The 23,109-nt window shown below is 59.1% G+C and carries 20 protein-coding genes; 7 read left to right on the top strand and 13 right to left on the bottom strand.

The annotated features are described in order from the left end of the window. Nucleotides 1-239 precede the first annotated feature (239 nt). The 9 genes from aceA to BLR63_RS05070 all read right to left on the bottom strand — a co-directional run bounded on the left by aceA (nt 240) and on the right by BLR63_RS05070 (nt 10,822). Complete coding sequence (aceA, locus tag BLR63_RS05030) at nt 240-1,565, bottom strand: isocitrate lyase (protein WP_010566872.1); 1,326 nt, start codon at nt 1,563-1,565, stop codon at nt 240-242. Nucleotides 1,566-2,061: 496 nt separating this feature from the next. Further along, nucleotides 2,062-2,799, bottom strand: coding sequence for a secretin N-terminal domain-containing protein (locus tag BLR63_RS05035; protein WP_010566871.1), 738 nt, complete (start codon nt 2,797-2,799; stop codon nt 2,062-2,064). A gap of 241 nt (nt 2,800-3,040) precedes the next feature. Then, nucleotides 3,041-3,463: a GNAT family N-acetyltransferase gene (locus tag BLR63_RS05040; protein ID WP_010566870.1), complete on the bottom strand. Its 423-nt coding sequence runs from the start codon at nt 3,461-3,463 to the stop codon at nt 3,041-3,043. Next, complete coding sequence (locus BLR63_RS05045; RefSeq protein WP_010566869.1) at nt 3,456-4,622, bottom strand: ribosomal protein uL16 3-hydroxylase; 1,167 nt, start codon at nt 4,620-4,622, stop codon at nt 3,456-3,458. Before BLR63_RS05045 ends, BLR63_RS05040 begins: the two co-directional genes overlap by 8 nt. An 84-nt stretch (nt 4,623-4,706) precedes the next feature. Then, nucleotides 4,707-6,077, bottom strand: coding sequence for an adenylosuccinate lyase (gene purB, locus BLR63_RS05050; RefSeq protein ID WP_010566868.1), 1,371 nt, complete (start codon nt 6,075-6,077; stop codon nt 4,707-4,709). A gap of 124 nt (nt 6,078-6,201) precedes the next feature. Further along, nucleotides 6,202-6,825, bottom strand: coding sequence for a high frequency lysogenization protein HflD (gene hflD, locus BLR63_RS05055; protein ID WP_010566867.1), 624 nt, complete (start codon nt 6,823-6,825; stop codon nt 6,202-6,204). Next, nucleotides 6,822-7,946: a tRNA 2-thiouridine(34) synthase MnmA gene (mnmA, locus tag BLR63_RS05060; RefSeq protein WP_010566866.1), complete on the bottom strand. Its 1,125-nt coding sequence runs from the start codon at nt 7,944-7,946 to the stop codon at nt 6,822-6,824. The genes hflD and mnmA overlap by 4 nt, the downstream gene beginning before the upstream one ends. 59 nt (nt 7,947-8,005) lie before the next feature. Then, nucleotides 8,006-8,452 carry an NUDIX hydrolase gene (locus BLR63_RS05065; RefSeq protein WP_010566865.1) on the bottom strand — a complete coding sequence of 149 codons (447 nt, stop codon included), beginning with the start codon at nt 8,450-8,452 and terminating at the stop codon, nt 8,006-8,008. Nucleotides 8,453-8,596: 144 nt separating this feature from the next. Further along, nucleotides 8,597-10,822 (bottom strand): NADP-dependent isocitrate dehydrogenase, encoded by a 2,226-nt coding sequence (locus BLR63_RS05070; RefSeq protein ID WP_010566864.1) that lies wholly within the window; start codon nt 10,820-10,822, stop codon nt 8,597-8,599. Nucleotides 10,823-11,315: 493 nt separating this feature from the next. Here BLR63_RS05070 and icd point away from each other — a divergent pair, with 493 nt between their 5' ends. Beyond that, nucleotides 11,316-12,572, top strand: coding sequence for an NADP-dependent isocitrate dehydrogenase (gene icd, locus BLR63_RS05075; protein WP_010566863.1), 1,257 nt, complete (start codon nt 11,316-11,318; stop codon nt 12,570-12,572). An 80-nt stretch (nt 12,573-12,652) separates the two neighbouring features. Here the strand turns inward: icd and cspD are convergent, their stop codons facing one another. Next, nucleotides 12,653-12,961 carry a cold shock domain-containing protein CspD gene (cspD, locus tag BLR63_RS05080; RefSeq protein WP_042947874.1) on the bottom strand — a complete coding sequence of 103 codons (309 nt, stop codon included), beginning with the start codon at nt 12,959-12,961 and terminating at the stop codon, nt 12,653-12,655. Nucleotides 12,962-13,185: 224 nt separating this feature from the next. On the opposite strand from cspD, the gene clpS reads away from it, so the two are divergent. Together clpS and clpA are read left to right on the top strand one after the other, a co-directional pair. Further along, on the top strand, nt 13,186-13,554 hold the full coding sequence (gene clpS / locus BLR63_RS05085) for an ATP-dependent Clp protease adapter ClpS (RefSeq protein ID WP_010567912.1): 369 nt from the start codon (nt 13,186-13,188) through the stop codon (nt 13,552-13,554). A gap of 29 nt (nt 13,555-13,583) precedes the next feature. After that, nucleotides 13,584-15,854: an ATP-dependent Clp protease ATP-binding subunit ClpA gene (gene clpA / locus BLR63_RS05090; RefSeq protein ID WP_010567913.1), complete on the top strand. Its 2,271-nt coding sequence runs from the start codon at nt 13,584-13,586 to the stop codon at nt 15,852-15,854. 184 nt (nt 15,855-16,038) lie between these two features. Here the strand turns inward: clpA and infA are convergent, their stop codons facing one another. The 3 genes from infA to aat all read right to left on the bottom strand — a co-directional run bounded on the left by infA (nt 16,039) and on the right by aat (nt 17,801). Then, entirely contained in the window at nt 16,039-16,257 is a 219-nt protein-coding gene (gene infA / locus BLR63_RS05095; RefSeq protein WP_002553999.1) for a translation initiation factor IF-1, read from the bottom strand. Nucleotides 16,258-16,357: 100 nt separating this feature from the next. Beyond that, complete coding sequence (locus BLR63_RS05100; protein ID WP_010567914.1) at nt 16,358-17,065, bottom strand: arginyltransferase; 708 nt, start codon at nt 17,063-17,065, stop codon at nt 16,358-16,360. Nucleotides 17,066-17,120: 55 nt separating this feature from the next. Next, nucleotides 17,121-17,801 carry a leucyl/phenylalanyl-tRNA--protein transferase gene (gene aat, locus BLR63_RS05105; RefSeq protein WP_010567915.1) on the bottom strand — a complete coding sequence of 227 codons (681 nt, stop codon included), beginning with the start codon at nt 17,799-17,801 and terminating at the stop codon, nt 17,121-17,123. A 496-nt stretch (nt 17,802-18,297) separates the two neighbouring features. On the opposite strand from aat, the gene BLR63_RS05110 reads away from it, so the two are divergent. From BLR63_RS05110 to crcB, 4 genes are read left to right on the top strand one after another with little or no spacing between them, the layout of a single operon-like run. Then, nucleotides 18,298-20,703, top strand: coding sequence for a DNA translocase FtsK (locus BLR63_RS05110; protein ID WP_010567916.1), 2,406 nt, complete (start codon nt 18,298-18,300; stop codon nt 20,701-20,703). A 54-nt stretch (nt 20,704-20,757) separates the two neighbouring features. After that, the gene (lolA, locus tag BLR63_RS05115; RefSeq protein WP_010567917.1) at nt 20,758-21,381 is read left to right on the top strand and encodes an outer membrane lipoprotein chaperone LolA; all 624 of its coding nucleotides are present in this window, start codon (nt 20,758-20,760) and stop codon (nt 21,379-21,381) included. A gap of 27 nt (nt 21,382-21,408) precedes the next feature. Beyond that, nucleotides 21,409-22,731 (top strand): replication-associated recombination protein A, encoded by a 1,323-nt coding sequence (locus BLR63_RS05120; protein WP_010567918.1) that lies wholly within the window; start codon nt 21,409-21,411, stop codon nt 22,729-22,731. Beyond that, the gene (gene crcB / locus BLR63_RS05125; protein ID WP_010567919.1) at nt 22,731-23,105 is read left to right on the top strand and encodes a fluoride efflux transporter CrcB; all 375 of its coding nucleotides are present in this window, start codon (nt 22,731-22,733) and stop codon (nt 23,103-23,105) included. The genes BLR63_RS05120 and crcB overlap by 1 nt, the downstream gene beginning before the upstream one ends. The last annotated feature ends 4 nt before the right edge of the window (nt 23,106-23,109 follow it).

The following is a 23,109-nucleotide window of genomic DNA, read 5'->3' on the forward strand; positions in this document are numbered from 1 at the left end:
AGTTGCCGGAATGGATCTTTTAACCGATTTGATCGCGCTGAATGCCGCTCTGGATCAATATTTTGTACAAAAAACTTCAGGCTCATCACATTTGCCCCCTCCCATATTTTTGGTCCTGGTGGTCTCCAGAGCGCATTTTTCCGGGCAAAAAAACGCCCCGAACGAGTCGGGGCGTAATTGTCGCGCGGTACGGCGGTTAGCTCTTCAGCGGGACCGCAGTGGCCGTGTTCTCACTTCAATCAGTGGAACTGCTCTTCTTCGGTCGAACCGGTCAGCGCGGTCACGGACGAGGTGCCGCCCTGGATCACGGTGGTCATGTCGTCGAAGTAGCCGGTGCCGACTTCCTGCTGGTGAGCCACGAAGGTGTAACCTTTGGCGGCGTCAGCGAATTCCTGCTCCTGCAGTCGCACGTAGGCGGTCATGTCGTTGCGGGCGTAGTCGTGCGCCAGGTTGAACATGCTGTGCCACATGTTGTGAATGCCGGCCAGGGTAATGAACTGGTGCTTGTAGCCCATGGCGGACAGTTCGCGCTGGAACTTGGCGATGGTCGCGTCGTCCAGGTTTTTCTTCCAGTTGAAGGAAGGCGAGCAGTTGTAGGACAGCAGTTGGTCCGGGTATTCCTTTTTGATCGCTTCAGCGAAGCGACGGGCTTCTGCCAGGTCCGGCTTGGCGGTTTCGCACCAGATCAGGTCGGCGTACGGGGCATAGGCCAGGCCGCGAGCGATGGCCTGGTCGAGACCGGCGCGTACTTTGTAGAAGCCTTCCTGAGTACGCTCGCCAGTGACGAACGGTTGGTCGTAAGGGTCGCAGTCCGAAGTCAGCAGGTCGGCAGCGTTGGCGTCGGTACGGGCCAGGATGATGGTCGGTGTGCCGGCAACGTCAGCCGCCAGACGGGCAGCGGTCAGTTTCTGTACGGCTTCTTGGGTCGGTACCAGTACCTTGCCGCCCATGTGGCCGCATTTCTTCACCGAGGCCAGTTGGTCTTCGAAGTGAACGCCGGCGGCGCCTGCTTCGATCATGCTCTTCATCAGCTCGTAGGCGTTCAGTACGCCGCCGAAACCGGCTTCGGCGTCAGCCACGATTGGAGCGAAGTAATCGATGTAGCCTTCATCGCCCGGGCCTTTACCGGCTTTCCACTGGATCTGGTCGGCGCGACGGAACGAGTTGTTGATGCGCTTGACCACGGTTGGTACGGAGTCCACCGGGTACAGCGATTGGTCGGGGTACATGGATTCAGCGGAGTTGTTGTCCGCAGCCACTTGCCAGCCGGACAGGTAGATCGCCTGGATACCGGCTTTTACCTGTTGTACTGCCTGGCCACCGGTCAGGGCGCCCATGCAGTTGACGAAATCTTTGTCGGGACGGAAGGAAGGCTTGGCGCCCTGGGTGACCAGGTTCCACAGCTTCTCGGCGCCGAGTTTTGCAAAGGTGTGCTCAGGTTGAACCGAGCCACGCAGGCGGACGACGTCAGCAGCGGAATAAGCGCGGGTCACGCCTTTCCAGCGTGGGTTTTCAGCCCAATCTTTTTCAAGGGCTGCAATTTGCTGTTCGCGTGTCAGTGCCATGGGGAAAAACCTCGTCGCATAGGTCTGGGTGGAAAATTCCGTTTGCCAGCCACGTATTCAGTGCGTGGCAATGGCTGCTCGCTGATCAGAAGCTTAGGTGTTCAAGTCAAGTTCGGCGGAGAAGGCGACGGGATGAACGAAGAGGCTCAAGGGCGGAATTGAGCAGGTAAGGGCGAACTGCGAACGGTCTTCGGGCGTCGTGGGCCTTTGTACGATCCATCAGTGTGTAGCCGGGTTACCTGGTTAGCTTCCGTCCCTCGGGACAACTTCGTTCCAGTCGCAACCTCGTCAAACACACCTTGTGGGCGGTACAGACACGAATCGGCTCAGGTGGATAACTTGGAGCGACGATCCGAAGGCCCTTGCCAGGGCCTCTGATTAGCGGGAGCGAGGCCATCATGCCCATGCTTTTTTGGATCGTCAAATGTTTTGTAGTGGTTTTTTTCAAGCACTACATCTTTAGTCTTAGGCGACTCGCCAGTCAGGTTTTGATGCTTCAGTTCAGAGTGTCGACTTTAACCCGCAAAGTCAGGTCGTCGCGGCCCTGGGTAGCGTAATTACGGGTTGTAGTGGATTTGTCGGCTTGTGTCTCGCGATTGATGCCGGCCACGGTAATCCATTCGCCCAGGCGACCGCTGATGGTTGTGTCGGTGCTTTGCACATTCACTACATCGGGACGCTCCTGGCTCATGCGGTCGTGATTGGTGCTGATCGCCAGGTGCACGGTCTCACCTGTGACGCTGGCGGTGACGTAGAAACCCTGGGTGACATTGCGGTACTGGGTCTGGTTTTGCGGGCGACCGTAGCTGTCGGGCTGGGTGGTGGTCAGCGGAACGCTCTGGCCCACCTGGATCAGTGCGGGGACGCCTTCGCTGGCCTGGATCTGCTGGATGCCGCCATCCCGGCTGGTGGTGCCGTAGCTGATGATGCGGGTCTGGCTGTCGGCGCTGTTTTGCTGGTTGTTTTCGTTGGTGTCGACGGTGATCAGCAGGCGTTTGGCTGGCGTGTCCAGTTGAGCGAGCAGGGCGCGCAGGTCCTGAATTTTGCCAGGGTCGGCGTTCACGATCAGTTGATTGCCATAGGCGCTGACGGTGCCGTCTTTACCGATGAAGTTCTGCGCCACAGGCAATAGGTCGGTGCTGGTGCGGTTGCTCAGGTTGACGACTTCGGTGTCGGCCGCCGCCGTGAAGCTGGCGGTCAGGAGGAGGGCGGTGAGCAGGGTGCGTAGGGACATGTCCGTTATCTCTGCGAGTCAAAGGCTTGATAGTGCCAGTTTGTCGGCCTGGCAGGTCGCAAGTTTAGTGAGGAACGAGCTGGATGTGCCGGGCGGGCCTGCTGTGGTGAGCGGGCTCGCCCCGCGCTGGGCTGCGCAGCAGCCCCCATAAAAAACGCCGCGTTCTTTCAGAAAGAACGCGGCGTCTGGTTTTGAGGCTGCTACGCAGCCCAGCGCGGGGCGAGCCCGCACGCCACAGGGATCAGCCCTCGCGCACCATGTCGACGTGCGGAATCCCGACTTCGAGGAATTCCTCGCTGACGATCTTGAAGCCCAGTCGTTCATAGAACGGAGCAGCGTAGACCTGTGCGCTGAGGAACTGCTTGGTCTGGCCGCGTTTCTCTGCCTCGCCGATCACCGCTTCCATCAGCTTGTCGCCGACTTTAAGTCCGCGCCAATCCTTGAGGACCGATACGCGACCGATTTCGCCGCTAGGCAGCAGGCGTGCGGTACCAATCGGAAAGTCGCCTTCATACGCCAGGAAATGCACGGCGTCTGCGTCGTCCGCATCCCACTCAAGTTCAGGTGGGACTGATTGTTCAGCGATAAATACCGCTTCACGAATGCGCCGAATCTCGGCGATATCCTTTTGCCAGTCCGCGACACGTACGTGAATCTTATTCATCGGCAAACCCCAGGCTTCCTTGCTTGACCAGCTCGCATAGCAGGTCGCGGCCATCTTCGTCCGCCAGCCACTCGCCAAGGTTATCGCTGTGCAGCGCATCGGCCGAGCACACCAGTTTCAACAATTCACGCAGTTTGCCCGGCAGGTAGCGGCTCTGGCCGCTGGCGAACAGCAGCACGTCGTCGTCGACTTCGGACCAAGCCATGCGTGCGCTTGGGTTGCGCACCAGGATCGCACCGTCTTGCAGGCTGCTGATGAAGTCTTCTTCGATCAGCTCTTCGCCAGCGATCAGCTCCGGGTAGCGTGGCTCGGTCATGAACTGGCCGAACCAGGTCAGCAGCATGCGCTCGTCGCTCATGTGCTCGGCCAGCAGGCTTTTGAGGCGGTCCAGGGCGTCGCTCTGGATCTGGTGTGGGTCGCTGACCGGCTGGGCATCCGCATCGGTGTAGCGCTCTTCGTCGGTCAGGTACTGAGCGAGGAAGTCGGTGAAGTGGGTCAACACCTCGGCGGCGCTCGGGGCGCGGAAGCCGACCGAGTAGGTCATGCAATCGTCTTCGGCAATGCCGAAGTGGGCCAGGCGTGGCGGCAGGTAGAGCATGTCGCCCGGTTCCAGCACCCATTCGGCGCTTTCTTCGAATTCGGCAAGAATGCGCAGGTCGGCGTGTTGCAGCATCGGACTTTCAGAGCTGCACATCTGGCCGATCTTCCAGTTGCGCTTGCCATGGGCTTGCAGCAGGAACACGTCGTAGTTATCGAAGTGCGGACCCACGCTGCCGCCGGGTGCGGCGAAGCTGATCATCACGTCGTCGATGCGCCAGCTCGGCAGGAAGCGGAACTGCTCCAGCAACTCGGCGACTTCGGGCACGAATTGGTCGACCGCCTGCACCAGCAGGGTCCACTCGCGCTCGGGCAGGGTGCTGAAGGTGTCTTCGGTGAACGGGCCGCGACGCAGTTCCCACGGGCGCTCGCCGTGTTCGATCACCAGGCGCGACTCGACTTCTTCTTCCAGCGCCAGGCCTGCCAGTTCGTCGGCGTCGATCGGGCTTTCGAAATCAGGAATGGCCTGACGGATCAGCAGGGGTTTTTTCTGCCAGTAGTCGCGCAGGAATTCCCGTGCCGTGATGCCGCCCAGAAGTTGAAGAGGGATATCAGGATTCATGTGTAACCTATTGAAAAAAAGCACTTTTAAGACTGAAATAAAAACGCCCGGCGCGGCCGGGCGTCTCAAAGGAGCTTGCGGTAATCAGATACGTTTGGCTTGGGCCACGGCGTTGCCGATGTAGTTGGCCGGGGTGAGCAGTTTCAGCTCGGCCTTGGCAGCGGCGGGCATATCCAGGCCGTCGATGAAAGTTTGCAGCGCTTGCGGGCTGATGCCCTTGCCGCGTGTCAACTCTTTGAGTTTCTCGTAAGGGTTTTCGATGTTGTAGCGGCGCATCACGGTCTGGATCGGCTCGGCCAGGACTTCCCAGCACGCGTCCAGGTCAGCGGCGATTTTCTGCTCATTGAGTTCCAGCTTGCTGATGCCTTTGAGGCTGGCTTCGTAAGCGATCACGCTGTGGGCAAAGCCCACGCCGAGGTTGCGCAAAACGGTGGAGTCGGTCAGGTCGCGCTGCCAGCGGGAGATCGGCAGCTTGCTGGCCAGATGCTGGAACAGCGCGTTGGCGATGCCGAGGTTGCCTTCGGAGTTTTCGAAGTCGATCGGGTTGACCTTGTGCGGCATCGTCGACGAACCGATCTCGCCGGCAATGGTGCGCTGCTTGAAGTAGCCCAGGGAGATATAGCCCCAGATATCGCGATCGAAGTCGATCAGGATGGTGTTGAAGCGTGCAATGGCGTCGAACAGTTCGGCGATGTAGTCGTGCGGTTCGATCTGCGTGGTGTACGGGTTGAAGCCCAGGCCCAGTTCGTCTTCGATGAAGGCGCGGGCGTTGGCTTCCCAGTCGATCTCGGGGTAGGCCGACAGGTGGGCGTTGTAGTTGCCGACAGCGCCGTTGATCTTGCCCAGCAACGGTACCGCAGCGACTTGAGCGATCTGGCGCTCCAGGCGGTACACCACGTTGGCCAGTTCTTTGCCCAGGGTCGTCGGTGAGGCCGGCTGGCCGTGGGTGCGCGACAGCATTGGTACTTCGGCGAAGCGAATGGCCAGCTCACGGATGGCTTCGGCGGTCTGGCGCATAAGCGGCAGCATCACGTCATCACGGCCTTCGCGCAGCATCAGGGCGTGGGACAGGTTGTTGATGTCCTCGCTGGTGCAGGCAAAGTGGATGAACTCGCTGACCTGGGCCAGTTCCGGCAGCTTGGCCGCTTGCTCTTTGAGCAGGTATTCGATGGCTTTGACGTCGTGGTTGGTGGTGCGCTCGATCTCTTTGACACGCTCGGCGTGCTCCAGAGAGAAGTTTTCCGCCAGGGTGTTCAATACCGCATTGGCTTCGGCGGAGAACGCCGGCACTTCACTGATGGCAGGGTGAGCGGCCAGGCGCTGGAGCCAGCGCACTTCAACCAGTACACGGGCACGGATCAGGCCGTATTCGCTGAAAATAGGGCGCAGGGCCTGGGTCTTGCCGGCGTAGCGGCCGTCAACAGGGGAAACCGCAGTGAGCGAAGAAAGCTGCATGGGGTGTTCTCGGACAGTCGGGCAACGAAATGGGGCGCGTATCATACATGAAAAAATCCGCCGGTCCGTTGCCAACTGACCGGCGTATTACGCGTAACGGCTGAAAAGGGCCTGTCGCTGCGACTTATTCGTTGCGCATCAACGGGTAAAGCTCTTTAAGCAATTTGCGACGGCTGATGACCAGTTGCCAGCGATGACCGCCCAATTGGCGCCACAACCGCGCCGAGCGAATACCGGCCAAGAGCAGGGCGCGGATTTTCGAGGCGTTGTTCGGTTGTTGCAGGTTGCGCATGTCACCATGCACCTGGATGCGCTGGCGCAAGGTGCTCAAGGTGTCCTGGTACAGCGCGCCGCAGGCGGCGATAACGTTTTCGTGGGCCGGACCGAAGTGTTCGACCTGGGACTGGATCTGCGGCAGACGCTTGCCGATGGTTTCCAGCAGGTCGTCTCGCTTGGCCAGTTGACGCTCGAGGCCAAGCATCGACAGGGCGTAGCGCAGTGGTTCGCGCTGCAAGGTGCTCGGGTCGCGTTCCAGGGCGCCGACCAGTGCGCGGTAGCCTTCACGCAGCGCCAGATCGTCACCGCCATAGACTTCCAGCGTGTCCTTAGGGTCGCGGATCAGCAGGCTGCCGAGCATGCAGGTCAGGCCGGCTTCAGTGACCTGGCCGGTCTTGGCGATCTTGTCCACCAGTACTGCGGCGAGGAAGACGCCGCCCAGTGCTGTCAATTGCTCCTGGGTCGGGGTCATGCCGGGTTGCTCCAGGGTTCGGCGACTTCTATCACGCCGCCGCCCAGGCACACTTCGCCATCGTAGAACACCACGGACTGGCCGGGCGTGACCGCGCGTTGCGGGTCATCGAAGGTGGCGCGGTAACCGCTGGCGGTTTTTTCCAGGGTGCAGGGCTGGTCGCTCTGGCGATAGCGCACCTTGGCGGTCAGGCGGCGCGGGGCGCTCAGGTCCACCGGGTTGACCCAGTAGATGTCCGAAGCGAGCAGCGCGCGGGAGAACAACCAAGGGTGGTCATTGCCCTGGCCGACGATCAGTTCGTTGTGCTCCAGGTCCTTGACCAGTACGTACCATGGCTCGTCACCGGCGTCTTTCAAGCCACCGATGCCCAGGCCCTGGCGCTGGCCGATGGTGTGGTACATCAGGCCGTGATGACGACCGATGACCTCGCCTTCGGTGGTCTTGATCTCGCCCGGTTGCGCTGGCAGGTATTGCTTGAGGAAGTCGCTGAAGCGGCGTTCGCCGATAAAGCAGATCCCGGTGGAATCCTTTTTCTTCGCGGTGGCCAGGTCGTGCTTTTCGGCAATCCTGCGTACTTCGGGCTTTTCCAGTTCGCCCACTGGGAACAGGGTCTTGGCGATCTGTTCGCCGCCGACGGCGTGCAGGAAGTAGCTCTGGTCTTTGTTCGCATCCAGGCCTTTGAGCAGTTCGGTGCGTCCGTCGATATCGCGGCGGCGCACATAGTGGCCTGTGGCAATCAGGTCGGCACCGAGCATCATGGCGTAGTCGAGGAACGCCTTGAACTTGATCTCTCGGTTGCACAGGATATCCGGGTTCGGCGTGCGACCGGCCTTGTATTCGGCCAGGAAGTGCTCGAACACGTTGTCCCAGTACTCGGCGGCGAAATTGGCGGTGTGCAGCTTGATACCGATCTTGTCGCAGACAGCCTGGGCGTCCGCCAAGTCGTCCATGGCGGTGCAATATTCCGTTCCATCGTCTTCTTCCCAGTTCTTCATGAACAGGCCTTCCACCTCATAACCCTGCTCCATGAGCAGAACGGCGGAAACGGAAGAATCCACGCCGCCGGACATGCCGACGATGACGCGCTTCTTTTGTATGTCAGAAGGGGCTGGATCACGCATAGGGTTTCAACGGGTGTCTTGAAAAAGGACGCGATTCTATCAGGCTGCAGCCTCTAAGGCTAAAGAGAAGGTCGGATCAATTCGAGACTGTGGCGCTGGCCGTTCAAATAATCATCGATGCAATGGATGATCAGCTCGCTGCGCCAGGCATCGCGCAGGGTCATCAGCTCGTCACGGGTCAACCAGCGGGCACGCACGATGCCTTCGTCCAGTTGATAGTCTGGGTGATGTTTCAGGGCCTTGGCGGTGAAGCACACGCGCTGGTAGGTCACGCCGTTGCTCGGTGCGGTGTACAGATAGATGCCGACGATGCCGGTGGCTTCGACGTCCCAACCGGTTTCTTCGAGGGTCTCGCGCACGGCGGCTTCGATCAGGGTTTCGTGCGGGTCGAGGTGGCCGGCGGGCTGGTTGAGCACGGCGCGGCCGCCCTTGAGTTCTTCGACCATCAGGAAGCGGCCGTTGTCTTCGACGATGGTGGCGACGGTGATGTGGGGTTGCCAGGTCATGGGATGCCTTTCGATTCTGAGTGCTGTGTGGTCTTGGAGCAGGATTACCGTCAGTGTAGGAGGGAGCAAGCCCTTTCCCATATTTGGAATGCTGGAAACACAAACCCCGGCACAGGGCCGGGGTTTGTTTGCATCGTTACAACTTTACTTCAGCTTGGCAATCGCCGCATTGAGCGTGTTGCTTGGGCGCATGACCTTGCTGGTCAGCTCTGGGTTTGGCGCGTAGTAGCCGCCAATGTCCACAGGCTTGCCCTGTACAGCGTTGAGCTCGGCAACGATGGTTGCTTCGTTCGCGGTCAGGGTCTTGGCCAGTTCGCTGAATTGACCTTGCAGTGCAGTGTCTTCAGTCTGCGCGGCCAGGGCCTGGGCCCAGTACAGTGCCAGGTAGAAGTGGCTGCCGCGGTTGTCGATATTGCCGACTTTGCGCGATGGCGACTTGTTGTTGTCCAGGAACTGGCCGGTGGCCTGGTCCAGGGTCTTGGACAGAACCAGGGCTTTCGGGTTTTTGTAGGTTACACCCAAATGCTCAAGCGATGCCGCCAGGGCCAGGAACTCGCCCAGGGAATCCCAGCGCAGGAAGTTTTCTTCCAGCAGTTGCTGCACGTGTTTCGGTGCCGAGCCGCCGGCGCCGGTTTCGAACAGGCCGCCACCGTTCATCAGCGGCACGATCGACAGCATCTTGGCGCTGGTGCCCAGTTCCATGATCGGGAACAGGTCGGTCAGGTAGTCGCGCAGTACGTTACCGGTTACCGAGATGGTGTCCAGACCTTTGCGAGTACGCTCCAGGGTGAACTTCATCGCGTCGACCGGCGACATGATGCGGATGTCCAGGCCTTCGGTGTTGTGGTCTTTCAGGTAGGTCTGGACTTTCTCGATCACCGCACCATCGTGGGCGCGCTGTGGGTCCAGCCAGAAGATGGCCGGGGTGTTGCTGGCGCGGGCACGGTTGACGGCCAGTTTGACCCAGTCCTGGATCGGCGCGTCTTTGGCTTGGCACATGCGGAAGATGTCGCCGGCTTCGACGGGCTGCTCCATCAGCAGCTTGCCCTTGCTGTCGGTGACGCGGACGACGCCGTCAGCCTTGACCTGGAAGGTCTTGTCGTGAGAGCCGTACTCTTCGGCTTTCTGGGCCATCAGGCCAACGTTCGGCACGCTGCCCATAGTGGTCGGATCGAACGCGCCATGGGCCTTGCAGTCTTCGATGACGGCTTGGTAGATGGTGGCGTAGCAGCGATCCGGAATCACGGCCTTGGTGTCATGCAACTTGCCGTCGGTGCCCCACATTTTGCCGGAGTCACGGATCATGGCTGGCATCGAGGCGTCGACGATAACGTCGCTCGGTACGTGCAGGTTGGTGATGCCTTTGTCGGAGTTGACCATCGCCAGGGCAGGGCGCGCGGCGTAGACCGCCTGGATGTCCGCTTCGATCTGGGCTTGCTGTTCGGCTGGCAGGGCCTTGATGCGAGCGTACAGGTCGCCGATGCCGTTGTTCAGGTTGAAGCCGATCTGCTCCAGCACGGTGGCGTGCTTGGCCAGGGCGTCTTTATAGAATTCGGCAACGATCTGGCCGAACATGATCGGGTCGGAGACCTTCATCATGGTGGCTTTCAGGTGAACCGACAGCAGTACGCCTTGTTTCTTGGCGTCTTCGATTTCAGCGGCGATGAAGCTGCGCAGGGCGTTCTTGCTCAGTACGGCGCTGTCGATGATTTCGCCAGCTTGTACGGAAGTCTTTTCCTTCAGTACGGTTGCGGTACCGTCTTTGGCGATCAATTCGATTTTGACAGCATCGGCTGCTTCGATCTGTACGGCTTTTTCGCTGCCGTAGAAGTCGCCGTGGTTCATGTGAGCGACGTGGGATTTGGAGTCGGCAGCCCAGGCGCCCATTTTGTGCGGGTGCTTGCGAGCGTAGTTCTTGACCGACAGTGGTGCGCGGCGGTCGGAGTTGCCTTCGCGCAGAACCGGGTTCACGGCGCTGCCCTTGATTTTGTCGTAACGTGCACGGGTTTCTTTTTCCGCGTCGGTGGTTACGGTTTCCGGGTAGTCCGGCAGGGCATAGCCCTTGGCCTGCAGTTCCTTGATGGCCGCCTGCAACTGAGGGGTCGAGGCACTGATGTTAGGCAGTTTGATGATATTGGCTTCAGGCGTAACGGCCAGGGCGCCCAGTTCGGCGAGGTGGTCCGGGACGGCTTTGTTGCCCAGTTGCTCGGGGAAGCTTGCGAGGATGCGCCCGGCGAGGGAAATGTCGCGGGTTTCCACGGCAATATCAGCGGAAGCGGTGAAGGCCTCTACGATAGGCAGCAGTGAATAGGTGGCGAGGGCTGGTGCTTCGTCGGTGAAGGTGTAGATGATCTTCGAGCGGGTGGGCATATTCGGATTAACTCTCTTCTTTGCTGAAAGCGTGCGCAGAAACTCGAGATGCGCCGGGTAGAGCGCGTTCGTTCAAAGTCATCCATGAGCGAAAGGTCGAGGTTTCTTCGCGGTGATGTTGGGTTGCATCAGTCGAGCGTCAAGCGGGTGGGCTATTGTAATAGCCCTGCTTTCTGGCTGAGGGCTCGGTTCTAGAGCGGTCCGCCGTCGTGACTCTTAGGTCAGCGGCGGCATTATACATAGGTCGCTATGCTTACGCCGAGCCTTCATACAAAAGGTGTGTCGTCCATTGGTCTAAAGGTCGCAGGTACCGGGTTACGCCTAAAGTCGCACGATGTGCTCAAGATTGGCATTTTTCCCTTTGCTTTCAGGCTTGTAGGCGACAAATTATGCTGTTTTCGATGCAAATGAGCATGGCGTGAGGTTTCGGTCGCCATTTATCTGGAGTAGGCTCGAACGCAGCCAGATGTTTAATCCATAGATGGAGTTCAGCATGGGATACAAGAAGATTCAGGTTCCGGCAGTCGGCGACAAAATCACCGTCAATGCAGACCATTCTCTCAATGTTCCTGACCAACCGATCATTCCTTATATCGAAGGTGACGGTATTGGCGTCGACATCAGTCCGGTGATGATCAAGGTGGTCGACGCCGCTGTTGAAAAAGCTTACGGCGGCAAGCGCAAGATTTCGTGGATGGAAGTTTTCGCCGGTGAAAAGGCGACTCAAGTCTACGACCAGGACACCTGGCTGCCCCAGGAAACCCTGGATGCGGTCAGGGACTATGTCGTTTCCATCAAGGGCCCGCTGACGACGCCGGTCGGCGGTGGTATCCGTTCGTTGAACGTCGCCCTGCGCCAGCAACTCGACCTTTATGTGTGCCTGCGCCCTGTGCGCTGGTTCGAGGGCGTGCCGAGCCCGGTCAAGAAGCCGGGTGATGTGGACATGACCATCTTCCGCGAGAACTCCGAGGATATTTACGCCGGGATCGAGTGGAAGGCTGGCTCGCCCGAAGCGATCAAGGTGATCAAGTTCCTCAAGGAAGAAATGGGCGTTACCAAGATCCGTTTCGACCAGGACTGCGGTATTGGCATTAAGCCGGTTTCCAAAGAGGGTACCAAGCGCCTTGCGCGCAAGGCCCTGCAATATGTAGTGGATAACGACCGCGAGTCGCTGACCATTGTGCACAAAGGCAACATCATGAAGTTCACCGAAGGTGCCTTCAAGGAATGGGCCTATGAAGTGGCAGCCGAAGAGTTCGGCGCGACGCTGCTTGACGGTGGGCCGTGGATGCAGTTCAAGAACCCGAAAACCGGCAAGAATGTGGTGGTCAAAGACGCTATCGCCGACGCCATGCTCCAGCAGATCCTGCTGCGCCCGGCCGAGTACGACGTGATTGCCACCCTCAACCTCAATGGCGACTATCTGTCTGACGCCTTGGCGGCGGAAGTGGGCGGTATCGGTATTGCGCCGGGGGCCAACCTGTCCGACACCGTGGCCATGTTCGAAGCCACCCACGGTACTGCGCCCAAGTATGCGGGCAAGGATCAGGTCAACCCGGGGTCATTGATCTTGTCGGCGGAAATGATGTTGCGCCATATGGGGTGGACGGAAGCGGCCGATTTGATCATCAAGGGCACCAATGGCGCTATTTCGGCCAAGACCGTGACCTATGACTTCGAGCGCCTGATGGATGGTGCCAAGCTGGTGTCGTCGTCTGGCTTTGGGGATGCGCTGATCTCGCATATGTAAGTCGAAGGCTATAAAAAAACCGGCCATTCTGATGAATCAGGATGGCCGGTTTTTTTGCGGGCTATTTATTCAAACGTTGATCAGGCCGTTTGTTTGGTTTTCGATTGAGCGGATTGATCTGTTTGAGGTTTCGCTCCATGCGTTTCCTTGTGGGTTTTTCCGGGCATCCCTGCGCAGGCTGCACAAATATCTACGGCGTGCAGTCCCTTGGGTCCTTGAATGATTTCAAATTCCACGTGTTGGCCCGCTTTCAGCGTCTTGTATCCGTCCATTTTGATCGCTGAGTAATGCGCAAAAAGGTCTTCGGACTTGCCATTTTCAACAATGAAGCCGTATCCCTTGGCATTGTTGAACCACTTGACCTTGCCACTGATCTTGACGCCAGACATACCCATATCCCTCTGCACCAGACTCCATCACTGGAGTATCATCCAGTTTATCCGTCCTAACCCGAATAAATAAGGTTGACTGCGCGGACCTTTTTTACCCACTGTGGGTTCTATTGGTTGTAACACCGATTTGCCGATAGTCAAGGCGACCGGTTGGTCAGAGTTGAAAATCTGGCAGGTCGCCCCCACCACTGTATTTGAACCACTGACGAACCTTTCTTTCCATGCATGCAATCAGCCAGATTCGACTAACATTCAATCAGGATCGACCGGATCACGAACACGATGACGACGGTTCTGCAGGCATTGCTGTTCAGGAGGCCAAGCCTGCTCTACAGGCGCCGCCGATGTACAAGGTGGTTTTGTTCAATGATGACTACACACCGATGGATTTCGTGGTCGAAGTGCTCGAGGTGTTTTTTAACCTGAACCGCGAGTTGGCGACCAAGGTAATGCTGGCCGTTCACACAGAAGGACGGGCAGTATGTGGAGTGTTTACCCGCGACATCGCCGAGACAAAGGCTATGCAGGTCAACCAGTACGCCAGGGAAAGCCAGCATCCGCTACTCTGTGAAATCGAGAAGGACGGTTAACGCCGACCACTTGGGTATGAGGTGAAGCTATGTTAAACCGCGAGCTCGAAGTCACCCTCAATCTTGCCTTCAAGGAGGCTCGTTCGAAGCGTCATGAATTCATGACCGTAGAACACCTGCTGCTGGCACTTTTGGATAACGAAGCTGCCGCCACCGTTCTGCGTGCGTGCGGCGCCAACCTCGACAAGCTCAAGCATGACCTGCAGGAGTTTATCGACTCCACCACGCCACTGATTCCCGTGCACGACGAGGACCGTGAGACCCAGCCAACCCTGGGCTTCCAGCGGGTGTTGCAGCGCGCTGTTTTCCATGTGCAGAGCTCCGGTAAGCGCGAAGTCACGGGCGCCAATGTGCTCGTGGCGATCTTCAGCGAACAGGAAAGCCAGGCAGTGTTTCTGCTCAAACAGCAGAGCGTTGCCCGTATTGATGTCGTCAACTACATCGCCCACGGTATCTCCAAGGTGCCAGGGCACGGCGATCATTCCGAGGGTGAGCAGGATATGCAGGACGACGAGGGCGGTGAGTCTTCTTCTTCGGGCAATCCACTGGATGCCTATGCGAGCAACCTCAATGAGCTGGCGCGCCAGGGGCGGATCGATCCGCTGGTGGGGCGTGAGCTCGAGGTCGAGCGTGTGGCGCAGATCCTGGCGCGTCGTCGCAAGAACAATCCGTTGCTGGTGGGTGAGGCTGGCGTGGGTAAAACCGCGATTGCCGAAGGCCTGGCCAAGCGTATCGTCGATAACCAGGTGCCTGACCTGCTGGCCAACAGTGTCGTCTACTCCCTTGACCTGGGCGCTTTGCTCGCGGGGACCAAATACCGTGGCGATTTCGAGAAGCGCTTCAAGGCGTTGCTCGGCGAGCTGAAAAAACGCCCGCAGGCGATTCTGTTCATCGATGAAATCCACACCATCATTGGTGCCGGTGCGGCGTCCGGTGGGGTGATGGACGCCTCTAATTTGCTCAAGCCATTGCTGTCGTCGGGCGATATCCGTTGCATCGGATCGACCACGTTCCAGGAATTCCGCGGCATTTTCGAGAAAGATCGTGCCCTGGCGCGCCGCTTCCAGAAAGTCGATGTGTCCGAGCCTTCGGTTGAGGACACCATCGGCATCCTGCGTGGGCTCAAGGGGCGTTTCGAAGCGCACCATGGCATCGAGTACACCGATGAAGCCCTGCGTGCCGCTGCCGAGCTGGCGTCGCGCTACATCAACGATCGGCACATGCCGGACAAGGCCATCGACGTGATCGACGAGGCCGGTGCCTACCAGCGCCTGCAGCCGGTCGAGAAGCGTGTGAAGCGCATCGATGTGCCTCAGGTCGAGGATATCGTGGCGAAGATCGCGCGGATTCCGCCAAAACACGTCACCAGTTCCGACAAGGAGCTGCTGCGTAACCTCGAGCGCGACCTCAAGCTGACCGTATTCGGCCAGGATGCGGCCATCGATTCGTTGTCCACGGCGATCAAGCTGTCGCGTGCGGGCCTCAAGTCGCCGGACAAGCCTGTTGGTTCATTCCTGTTCGCCGGCCCGACCGGTGTCGGCAAGACTGAAGCAGCGCGGCAGTTGGCCAAGGCTATGGGGATCGAGCTGGTTCGTTTCGACATGTCCGAATACATGGAGCGTCATACCGTGTCGCGCCTGATCGGTGCGCCGCCAGGCTATGTCGGTTTCGACCAGGGCGGCCTGTTGACCGAGGCGATCACCAAGCAACCGCATTGCGTATTGCTGCTCGATGAAATCGAGAAGGCGCATCCGGAAGTCTTCAACCTGCTCTTGCAGGTGATGGATCACGGGACCCTGACCGACAACAACGGGCGCAAGGCGGACTTCCGCAACGTGATCGTGATCATGACGACCAACGCCGGTGCCGAAACGGCCGCCCGGGCTTCGATTGGCTTCAGCCATCAGGATCACTCTTCCGATGCCATGGAAGTGATCAAGAAGAGCTTTACGCCGGAGTTCCGTAACCGTCTGGACACCATTATCCAGTTTGGTCGCCTCAGTCATGAGGTTATCAAGAGCGTGGTGGACAAGTTCCTCACCGAGCTTCAAGCGCAGTTGGAAGACAAGCGTGTGCAGTTGGATGTTACGGATGCGGCGCGCAACTGGCTGGCAGAGGGTGGCTACGATGCGGCAATGGGCGCTCGCCCAATGGCGCGTCTGATCCAGGACAAAATCAAACGGCCGTTGGCTGAAGAGATCTTGTTTGGCGAGCTTTCCGATCATGGTGGCGTAGTGCATATCGACCTGAAGGACGGCGAGCTGACCTTCGAGTTCGAAACCACCGCTGAAATGGCCTGACCGCTATACCTGTAGGGGCGAGCTTGCTCGCGAAGAGCGTCGGCGATAACGCATTTTTCCTGATTCAGAGCGTTGTCCTTGGGTTTTTCGCGAGCAGGCTCGCTCCTGCAGGTGTTTTGCGGTCGCTATAAATCCCACGCACACAAAAACGCCCGGCATAACCGGGCGTTTTGTATTGACTTGTTTAACGAGCGCGGTAAGTGATGCGCCCTTTGCTCAAGTCATAGGGCGTCAGCTCGACGCGCACTTTGTCACCGGTAAGAATACGAATGTAGTTCTTGCGCATCTTGCCGGAGATATGCGCGGTTACGACGTGCCCATTTTCCAACTCCACACGAAACATGGTGTTGGGCAGGGTGTCGACGACAGTGCCTTCCATTTCGAAGCTGTCTTCTTTCGACATGCAGTAAAGCCCTCGGTATCCAGTGAATGGCCCGGTGCAACTGCGCCAGGCAAAAGCGGCGTGCATTGTGCCCGAAAAAGGGTGTTTAAGCCAAGGGGTTCTAGTTAAGCGTGACCCATCTTTGATTAATCAGCAGCTCAATGGGCCGATATTGGGTCTTGTAGTTCATCTTTTTGCAGTTTTTGATCCAATAACCGAGGTACACGGCCTCCAGTTCCTGGCGCAATGCTTCGCCAATTTGCCAGAGGATGGCAAAACGCCCCAGGCTGCGGCGCTCCTCGGCCGGCTCGTAGAAGGTATAGACCGCAGAGAGGCCATTGGGCAGCAAATCGGTCACGGCGACCGCCACCAGGCGACCGTCGAGGCGAAACTCATAGAATCGCGAGAAGGGCAGGTCGCGTACCAGAAAGGTGGAGAACTGGTCGCGGCTGGGTGGAAACATATCGCCGTCGGCGTGACGTTGCTCGATGTAGCGCTGGTAAAGATCGAAATACTCTTCGGTAAACCTTGGCTTGCTCGCGGTCACCGTCAGGTCTGCATTGCGTTTGAGGATGCGTTTCTGATTGTGGGCCGGCACAAATTGCGCAACGGGGATGCGTGCCGGAACACAGGCATTACAGTTCTGGCAATGGGGTCGGTACAGATGATCGCCGCTGCGCCGAAAGCCCATTTCCGAGAGATCGGCGTACACGTGCACATCCATCGGCTGGCTGGGGTCGAGGAACAGCGTGGTGGCCTGCTCGTCGGGCAGATAGCTGCAAGAGTGGGGTTGAGTGGCATAAAACTTCAAGCGCGCCAACTCGGTCATGATCAACCCTCGGATAAGCTTTGAAATAAGTGTAAGCCAGGTGCGCGCAAGTCGCCTAGGAAACCCATGGTCCAGTATTGGGTTGATCGAGAAAGTCACGCAGGAAACCCGCGAATTCGCTGCGTGAAATGGCACGCGCGCCCAGACTGTGCAGGTGATCGTTGGGCATCTGGCAGTCGATCAGCACAAAACCCCACGCCTGCAATTGGCGGGTCAATGTCACAAAGCCGAATTTGGACGCGTTGTCCGCGCGGCTGAACATGGATTCGCCAAAAAACAGCTTGCCCATCGCCAGGCCGTACAGGCCGCCCACCAGCTCGCCGTTGTCCCATACTTCCACCGAGTGGGCGTAGCCGCGCTTGTGCAGCTCCAGGTAGGCGTTCTGTATGCCTTCGGTGATCCAGGTGCCATCAGCATAGGCGCGCGGCGCGGCGCAGGCCTGGATGACCGCAGCGAAATCGTGGTCGAAGGTGACGGCATAGCGCTGCTGGCGCAATAGTTTGCCCAGGCTGCGGGAGACATGCAGTTCGTCCGGGAATATCACGGTGCGCGGGTCGGGCGACCACCAGAGAATCGGCTGGCCTTCCGAGAACCACGGAAAGCAGCCGTGGCGGTAGGCCTGGATCAATCGGTCGGCCGACAGGTCGCCACCGGCGGCGAGCAGGCCATTGGGTTCGCGCATGGCTTTGGCCAGCGGAGGGAAGGTCAGGGTGTCGCGTTGCAACCAGGTCAGCATGGCATCCAGGCTTATGGAAGGGGAGGGGGGTGGCAGGTAGGTCATCTGCCCCAAGGGGATGATTATTGTCGAGCCTGTGCTGTGGGGCCAGCCCGAATCTGTCATGGGTGAGCATTAGCGTTAACAGGTGTTTCTGCAACTCTCTGCATAAGGCGTGGTCGTAATCGGGTCTGGCCGATACAGGCCATTTGCCAAGCTTGCCTGGATTGGTAAAAGCCGCTCATAAGCCTTTGTCAGCAAAGACAATGCATGCTCAAATTGAACATGTTGCAGCACGCTAATGGCTATGCTGTTGGAAGACCGCCAAGCGGCGTGGCATCAAGGACACAAACCCGTACAATGCGGCCATTGTCGTGTTATCGCCATTTCATCCAGCAATCGCTCAGTGTAAAAAGTAGATTCAACGACGCTCGTTCATTTTTCAACTGCCCGGATTCGGCAGTATTTGCAGTCATTCAACAGATGGACGCGCTAAAGGCGCAGGAAAAGACCCGTTTTGAAGAAAACCACCGCGACACCCAAGACAGTCGTGCCGGCCTGGCGTCAGCACCTGCATTATCGACTCAAGGAAGGTGCGCTGATCGCGATCGGTGCGCTGTGCCTGTTCCTGATGATGGCCTTGCTCACCTATGGCAAGGACGATCCGGGCTGGAGCCATAACAGCAAGATCGAAGACGTACAGAACTTCGGTGGGCCTGCCGGTTCCTACAGCGCCGATATCCTGTTCATGGTGTTGGGTTACTTCGCCTATATCTTCCCGCTGCTGTTGGCGATCAAGACCTGGCAGATCTTTCGCCAGCGCCATGAGCCGTGGCTGTGGAGCGGCTGGTTGTTCTCGTGGCGCCTGATCGGTCTGGTGTTCCTGGTGCTGTCCGGCGCGGCGCTGGCGCATATCCATTTCCATGCGCCTACCGGCCTGCCGGCGGGCGCGGGCGGGGCGCTCGGCGAAAGTCTCGGCGACCTGGCGCGCAAGACCCTGAATATCCAGGGCAGCACCCTGATGTTCATCGCGCTGTTCCTGTTCGGCCTCACGGTGTTCACCGACCTGTCGTGGTTCAAGGTGATGGATGTGACCGGCAAGATCACCCTCGACCTGCTGGAGCTGTTCCAGGGCGCCGCCAACCGCTGGTGGGCGGCGCGGGTCGAGCGTAAGCGCATGGTGGCCCAGTTGCGCGAGGTGGATACCCGTGTCAATGAGGTGGTAGCCCCTAGCACCCCGGACCGCCGTGAGCAGGCCAAGGTCAAGGAGCGCTTGATCGAACGGGAGCAGGCCCTGAGCAAACACATGTCGGAACGCGAGAAGCAGGTGCCGCCGGTGATCGCTCCCGCGCCACCCAAGCCGGCCGAGCCCAGTCATCGCGTACAGAAAGAGAAGCAGGTACCGCTGTTTGTCGACAGCGCCGTCGAAGGCACCTTGCCGCCCATTTCGATCCTCGATCCGGCGGAAAAGAAACAACTCAACTATTCCCCTGAGTCCCTGGCGGCCGTCGGCCATCTGCTGGAAATCAAACTCAAGGAATTCGGCGTCGAAGTGTCGGTGGATTCGATCCACCCCGGCCCGGTGATCACCCGTTACGAAATCCAGCCTGCCGCTGGCGTCAAGGTCAGCCGGATCTCCAACCTGGCCAAAGACCTTGCCCGTTCCCTGGCCGTGACCAGCGTGCGCGTGGTGGAAGTGATTCCCGGCAAAACCACCGTGGGCATCGAGATTCCCAACGAGGACCGCCAGATCGTGCGCTTCTCCGAGGTGCTGTCGACCCCGGAATATGACAACTTCAAGTCGCCGGTCACTCTGGCCCTGGGTCATGACATCGGCGGCAAGCCGGTGATCACTGACCTGGCGAAAATGCCTCACCTGTTGGTCGCCGGTACCACTGGTTCCGGTAAGTCGGTGGGTGTGAACGCAATGATCCTGTCGATCCTGTTCAAGTCGGGCCCGGAAGACGCCAAGCTGATCATGATCGACCCGAAGATGCTGGAATTGTCGATCTACGAAGGTATTCCGCACCTGTTGTGCCCGGTGGTCACCGACATGAAGGACGCCGCCAACGCCCTGCGCTGGAGCGTCGCCGAGATGGAGCGGCGCTACAAACTGATGGCGAAGATGGGTGTGCGCAACCTGTCGGGTTTCAATGCCAAGGTCAAGGAAGCCCAGGACGCCGGCACGCCACTGACGGACCCGCTGTACAAGCGCGAAAGCATCCACGACGAAGCACCATTGCTGACCAAGTTGCCGACCATCGTGGTGGTGGTCGACGAATTTGCCGACATGATGATGATCGTCGGCAAGAAGGTCGAAGAGCTGATCGCACGTATCGCCCAGAAGGCCCGTGCCGCCGGTATCCACTTGATTCTCGCCACCCAGCGCCCTTCGGTGGATGTGATCACCGGTCTGATCAAGGCCAACATCCCGACGCGCATGGCGTTCCAGGTATCGAGCAAGATCGACTCGCGGACCATCATCGACCAGGGTGGCGCCGAACAACTGCTGGGCCACGGTGACATGCTCTACATGCCGCCGGGCACCAGCCTGCCGATTCGCGTACATGGCGCGTTCGTTTCCGACGATGAAGTGCACCGCGTGGTGGAAGCGTGGAAACTGCGCGGCGCGCCGGAATACAACGACGATATCCTCGCGGGTGTTGAAGAGGCCGGCAGCGGCTTCGACGGCGGCAGCAGCGGTGGCGACGATGATGCTGAAACCGACGCGCTGTATGACGAGGCCGTGGCCTTCGTGCTGGAAAGCCGTCGCGCCTCGATTTCCGCAGTGCAGCGCAAACTGAAAATCGGCTACAACCGCGCCGCCCGCATGATCGAGGCCATGGAAAATGCCGGCGTCGTCACCGCAATGAATACCAACGGTTCGCGCGAAGTCATCGCCCCCGGGCAGATGCGCGACTGATCCCGCGCCGCGTGGCAGCACGCGGCGCGTCCTAACGACTCAATGAGGACTCCCATGCGTCTTATCCGCATGCTGTTGTTGCCGGCACTGGCCCTGACTGCTGTTTCGGCCCACGCTGATCCAGCCTCCGTCGCGAGCCTGACCAACCTGCTGGACAAATCCAAGACCCTGACCGCACGCTTCTCCCAGCTGACCCTGGATGCCGGCGGTACCCGGTTGCAGGAAACCGCCGGTGAAATGGCCGTGCAGCGTCCAGGTCTGTTCTACTGGCACACCGAAGGCAAGGCCGAGCAGACCATCGTTTCCGACGGTCAGAAGGTCACGCTGTGGGACCCTGACCTGCAACAGGCGACCATCAAGAAGCTCGATCCACGCTTGAACCAGACCCCGGCGCTGCTGCTGTCGGGCGATGTGTCGAAGATCGACGACAGCTTCGACATCACCTCCAAGCAAACCAGCAACGTGATCGAGTTCACCCTCAAGCCGAAAACCAAGGACACGTTGTTCGACACCCTGAACCTGTCGTTCGGCAACGGGGTGATCAATAACATGCGCCTGATCGACAGTGTCGGTCAGCGCACCGATATTCTGTTCACCGGGGTAAAGGCCAACCAGCCGGTGCCGGCATCCAAGTTCAAGTTCGACATCCCCAAGGGTGCCGACGTGATCCAGGAATAATCTGCCTAGAGGTTTCAAGCGCTGCCCATGGACCTGTTTCGAAGTGACCCGATTGCCCAGCCTTTGGCCGCACGCTTGCGTTCGACCAATCTGGATGAGTACGTCGGCCAGGAACACCTGCTCGCTCGCGGCAAGCCCTTGCGTGAAGCGCTGGAGCAGGGTGCGCTGCACTCGATGATTTTCTGGGGCCCGCCGGGGGTGGGTAAGACCACTCTGGCGCGGCTTCTGGCGAAAGTCTCGGATGCCCACTTCGAAACGGTTTCGGCAGTGCTGGCCGGGGTCAAGGAGATCCGCCAGGCGGTGGAAGTGGCCAAGCAGCAGGCCGGGCAATACGGCAAGCGCACCATCCTGTTCGTCGACGAAGTGCATCGCTTCAACAAATCCCAGCAGGATGCGTTCTTGCCGTATGTCGAAGACGGCACGTTGATTTTTATCGGTGCAACCACCGAGAACCCATCCTTCGAATTGAACAACGCTTTGCTCTCGCGGGCGCGGGTGTATGTGCTCAAGAGCCTGGATGAAGCGGCGATGCAAAAGCTGCTGCACCGGGCGCTGAGCGAAGACAAGGGGCTGGGCAAGCGTCATCTGAGCCTCAGTGATGAAGGCTTCAAGATCCTGTTCAGCGCCGCCGATGGCGACGGCCGTCGCTTTCTCAACCTGTTGGAAAACGCCTCCGACCTGGCCGAAGATGGCAGCGAGATCGGTGTCGATCTGTTGCAGAGCCTGCTCGGCGACACGCGTCGGCGTTTCGATAAGGGTGGCGAAGCCTTCTACGATCAGATCTCGGCGCTGCACAAATCCGTGCGCGGTTCCAACCCCGATGGGGCGTTGTACTGGTTTGCGCGGATGATCGACGGTGGTTGCGACCCGTTGTACCTCGCCCGCCGCGTGGTGCGCATGGCCAGCGAAGATATCGGCAATGCCGACCCCCGGGCCTTGAGCCTGTGTCTGGCAGCGTGGGATGTGCAGGAACGCCTGGGCAGCCCGGAAGGCGAACTGGCGGTGGCCCAGGCCATCACTTACCTGGCCTGTGCGCCGAAAAGCAACGCGGTATACATGGGCTTCAAGTCCGCGTTGCGCGCGGCCGCCGAACACGGCTCCCTCGAAGTGCCGCTGCACCTGCGCAATGCGCCGACCAAACTGATGAAACAACTGGGTTACGGTGATGAATACCGCTATGCCCACGATGAGCCGGACGCCTATGCCGCTGGCGAAGATTATTTTCCCGATGAGCTTGAACCGCAGCGGTTCTACCAGCCGGTGCCCCGTGGCCTGGAGCTGAAGATCGGTGAAAAGCTCAATCACCTTGCCCAACTCGACCGGTTAAGCCCCAAACAGCGGAGAAAGTAGTGCTCAAGACGATTCTTGCCGTGTCCGCAGCCGGCATCGCTGGTACATTATTGCGTTTCGCCACCGGCACTTGGGTCAGCACCCACTGGCCAAGGCATTTTTATGCGGCGACCCTGGCGGTCAACCTGGTGGGCTGTCTGATCATCGGGTTGTTGTACGGCTGGTTTCTGCTGCGCCCGGAAGTGCCGATTGAAATTCGTGCCGGCTTGATTGTCGGCTTTGTAGGCGGTCTGACCACCTTTTCATCCTTTTCACTGGATACGCTACGCCTGCTGGAAAGCGGGCAGGCCCTGGTCGCCTTCGGGTACTTGGGCATCAGCGTGTTCGGCGGGCTGCTCGCCACCTGGGCTGGCCTGTCCTTGACCAAACTTTGATAAA

This window comes from Pseudomonas extremaustralis (genome assembly GCF_900102035.1).
Taxonomy (GTDB): Bacteria; Pseudomonadota; Gammaproteobacteria; order Pseudomonadales; family Pseudomonadaceae; genus Aquipseudomonas; species Aquipseudomonas extremaustralis.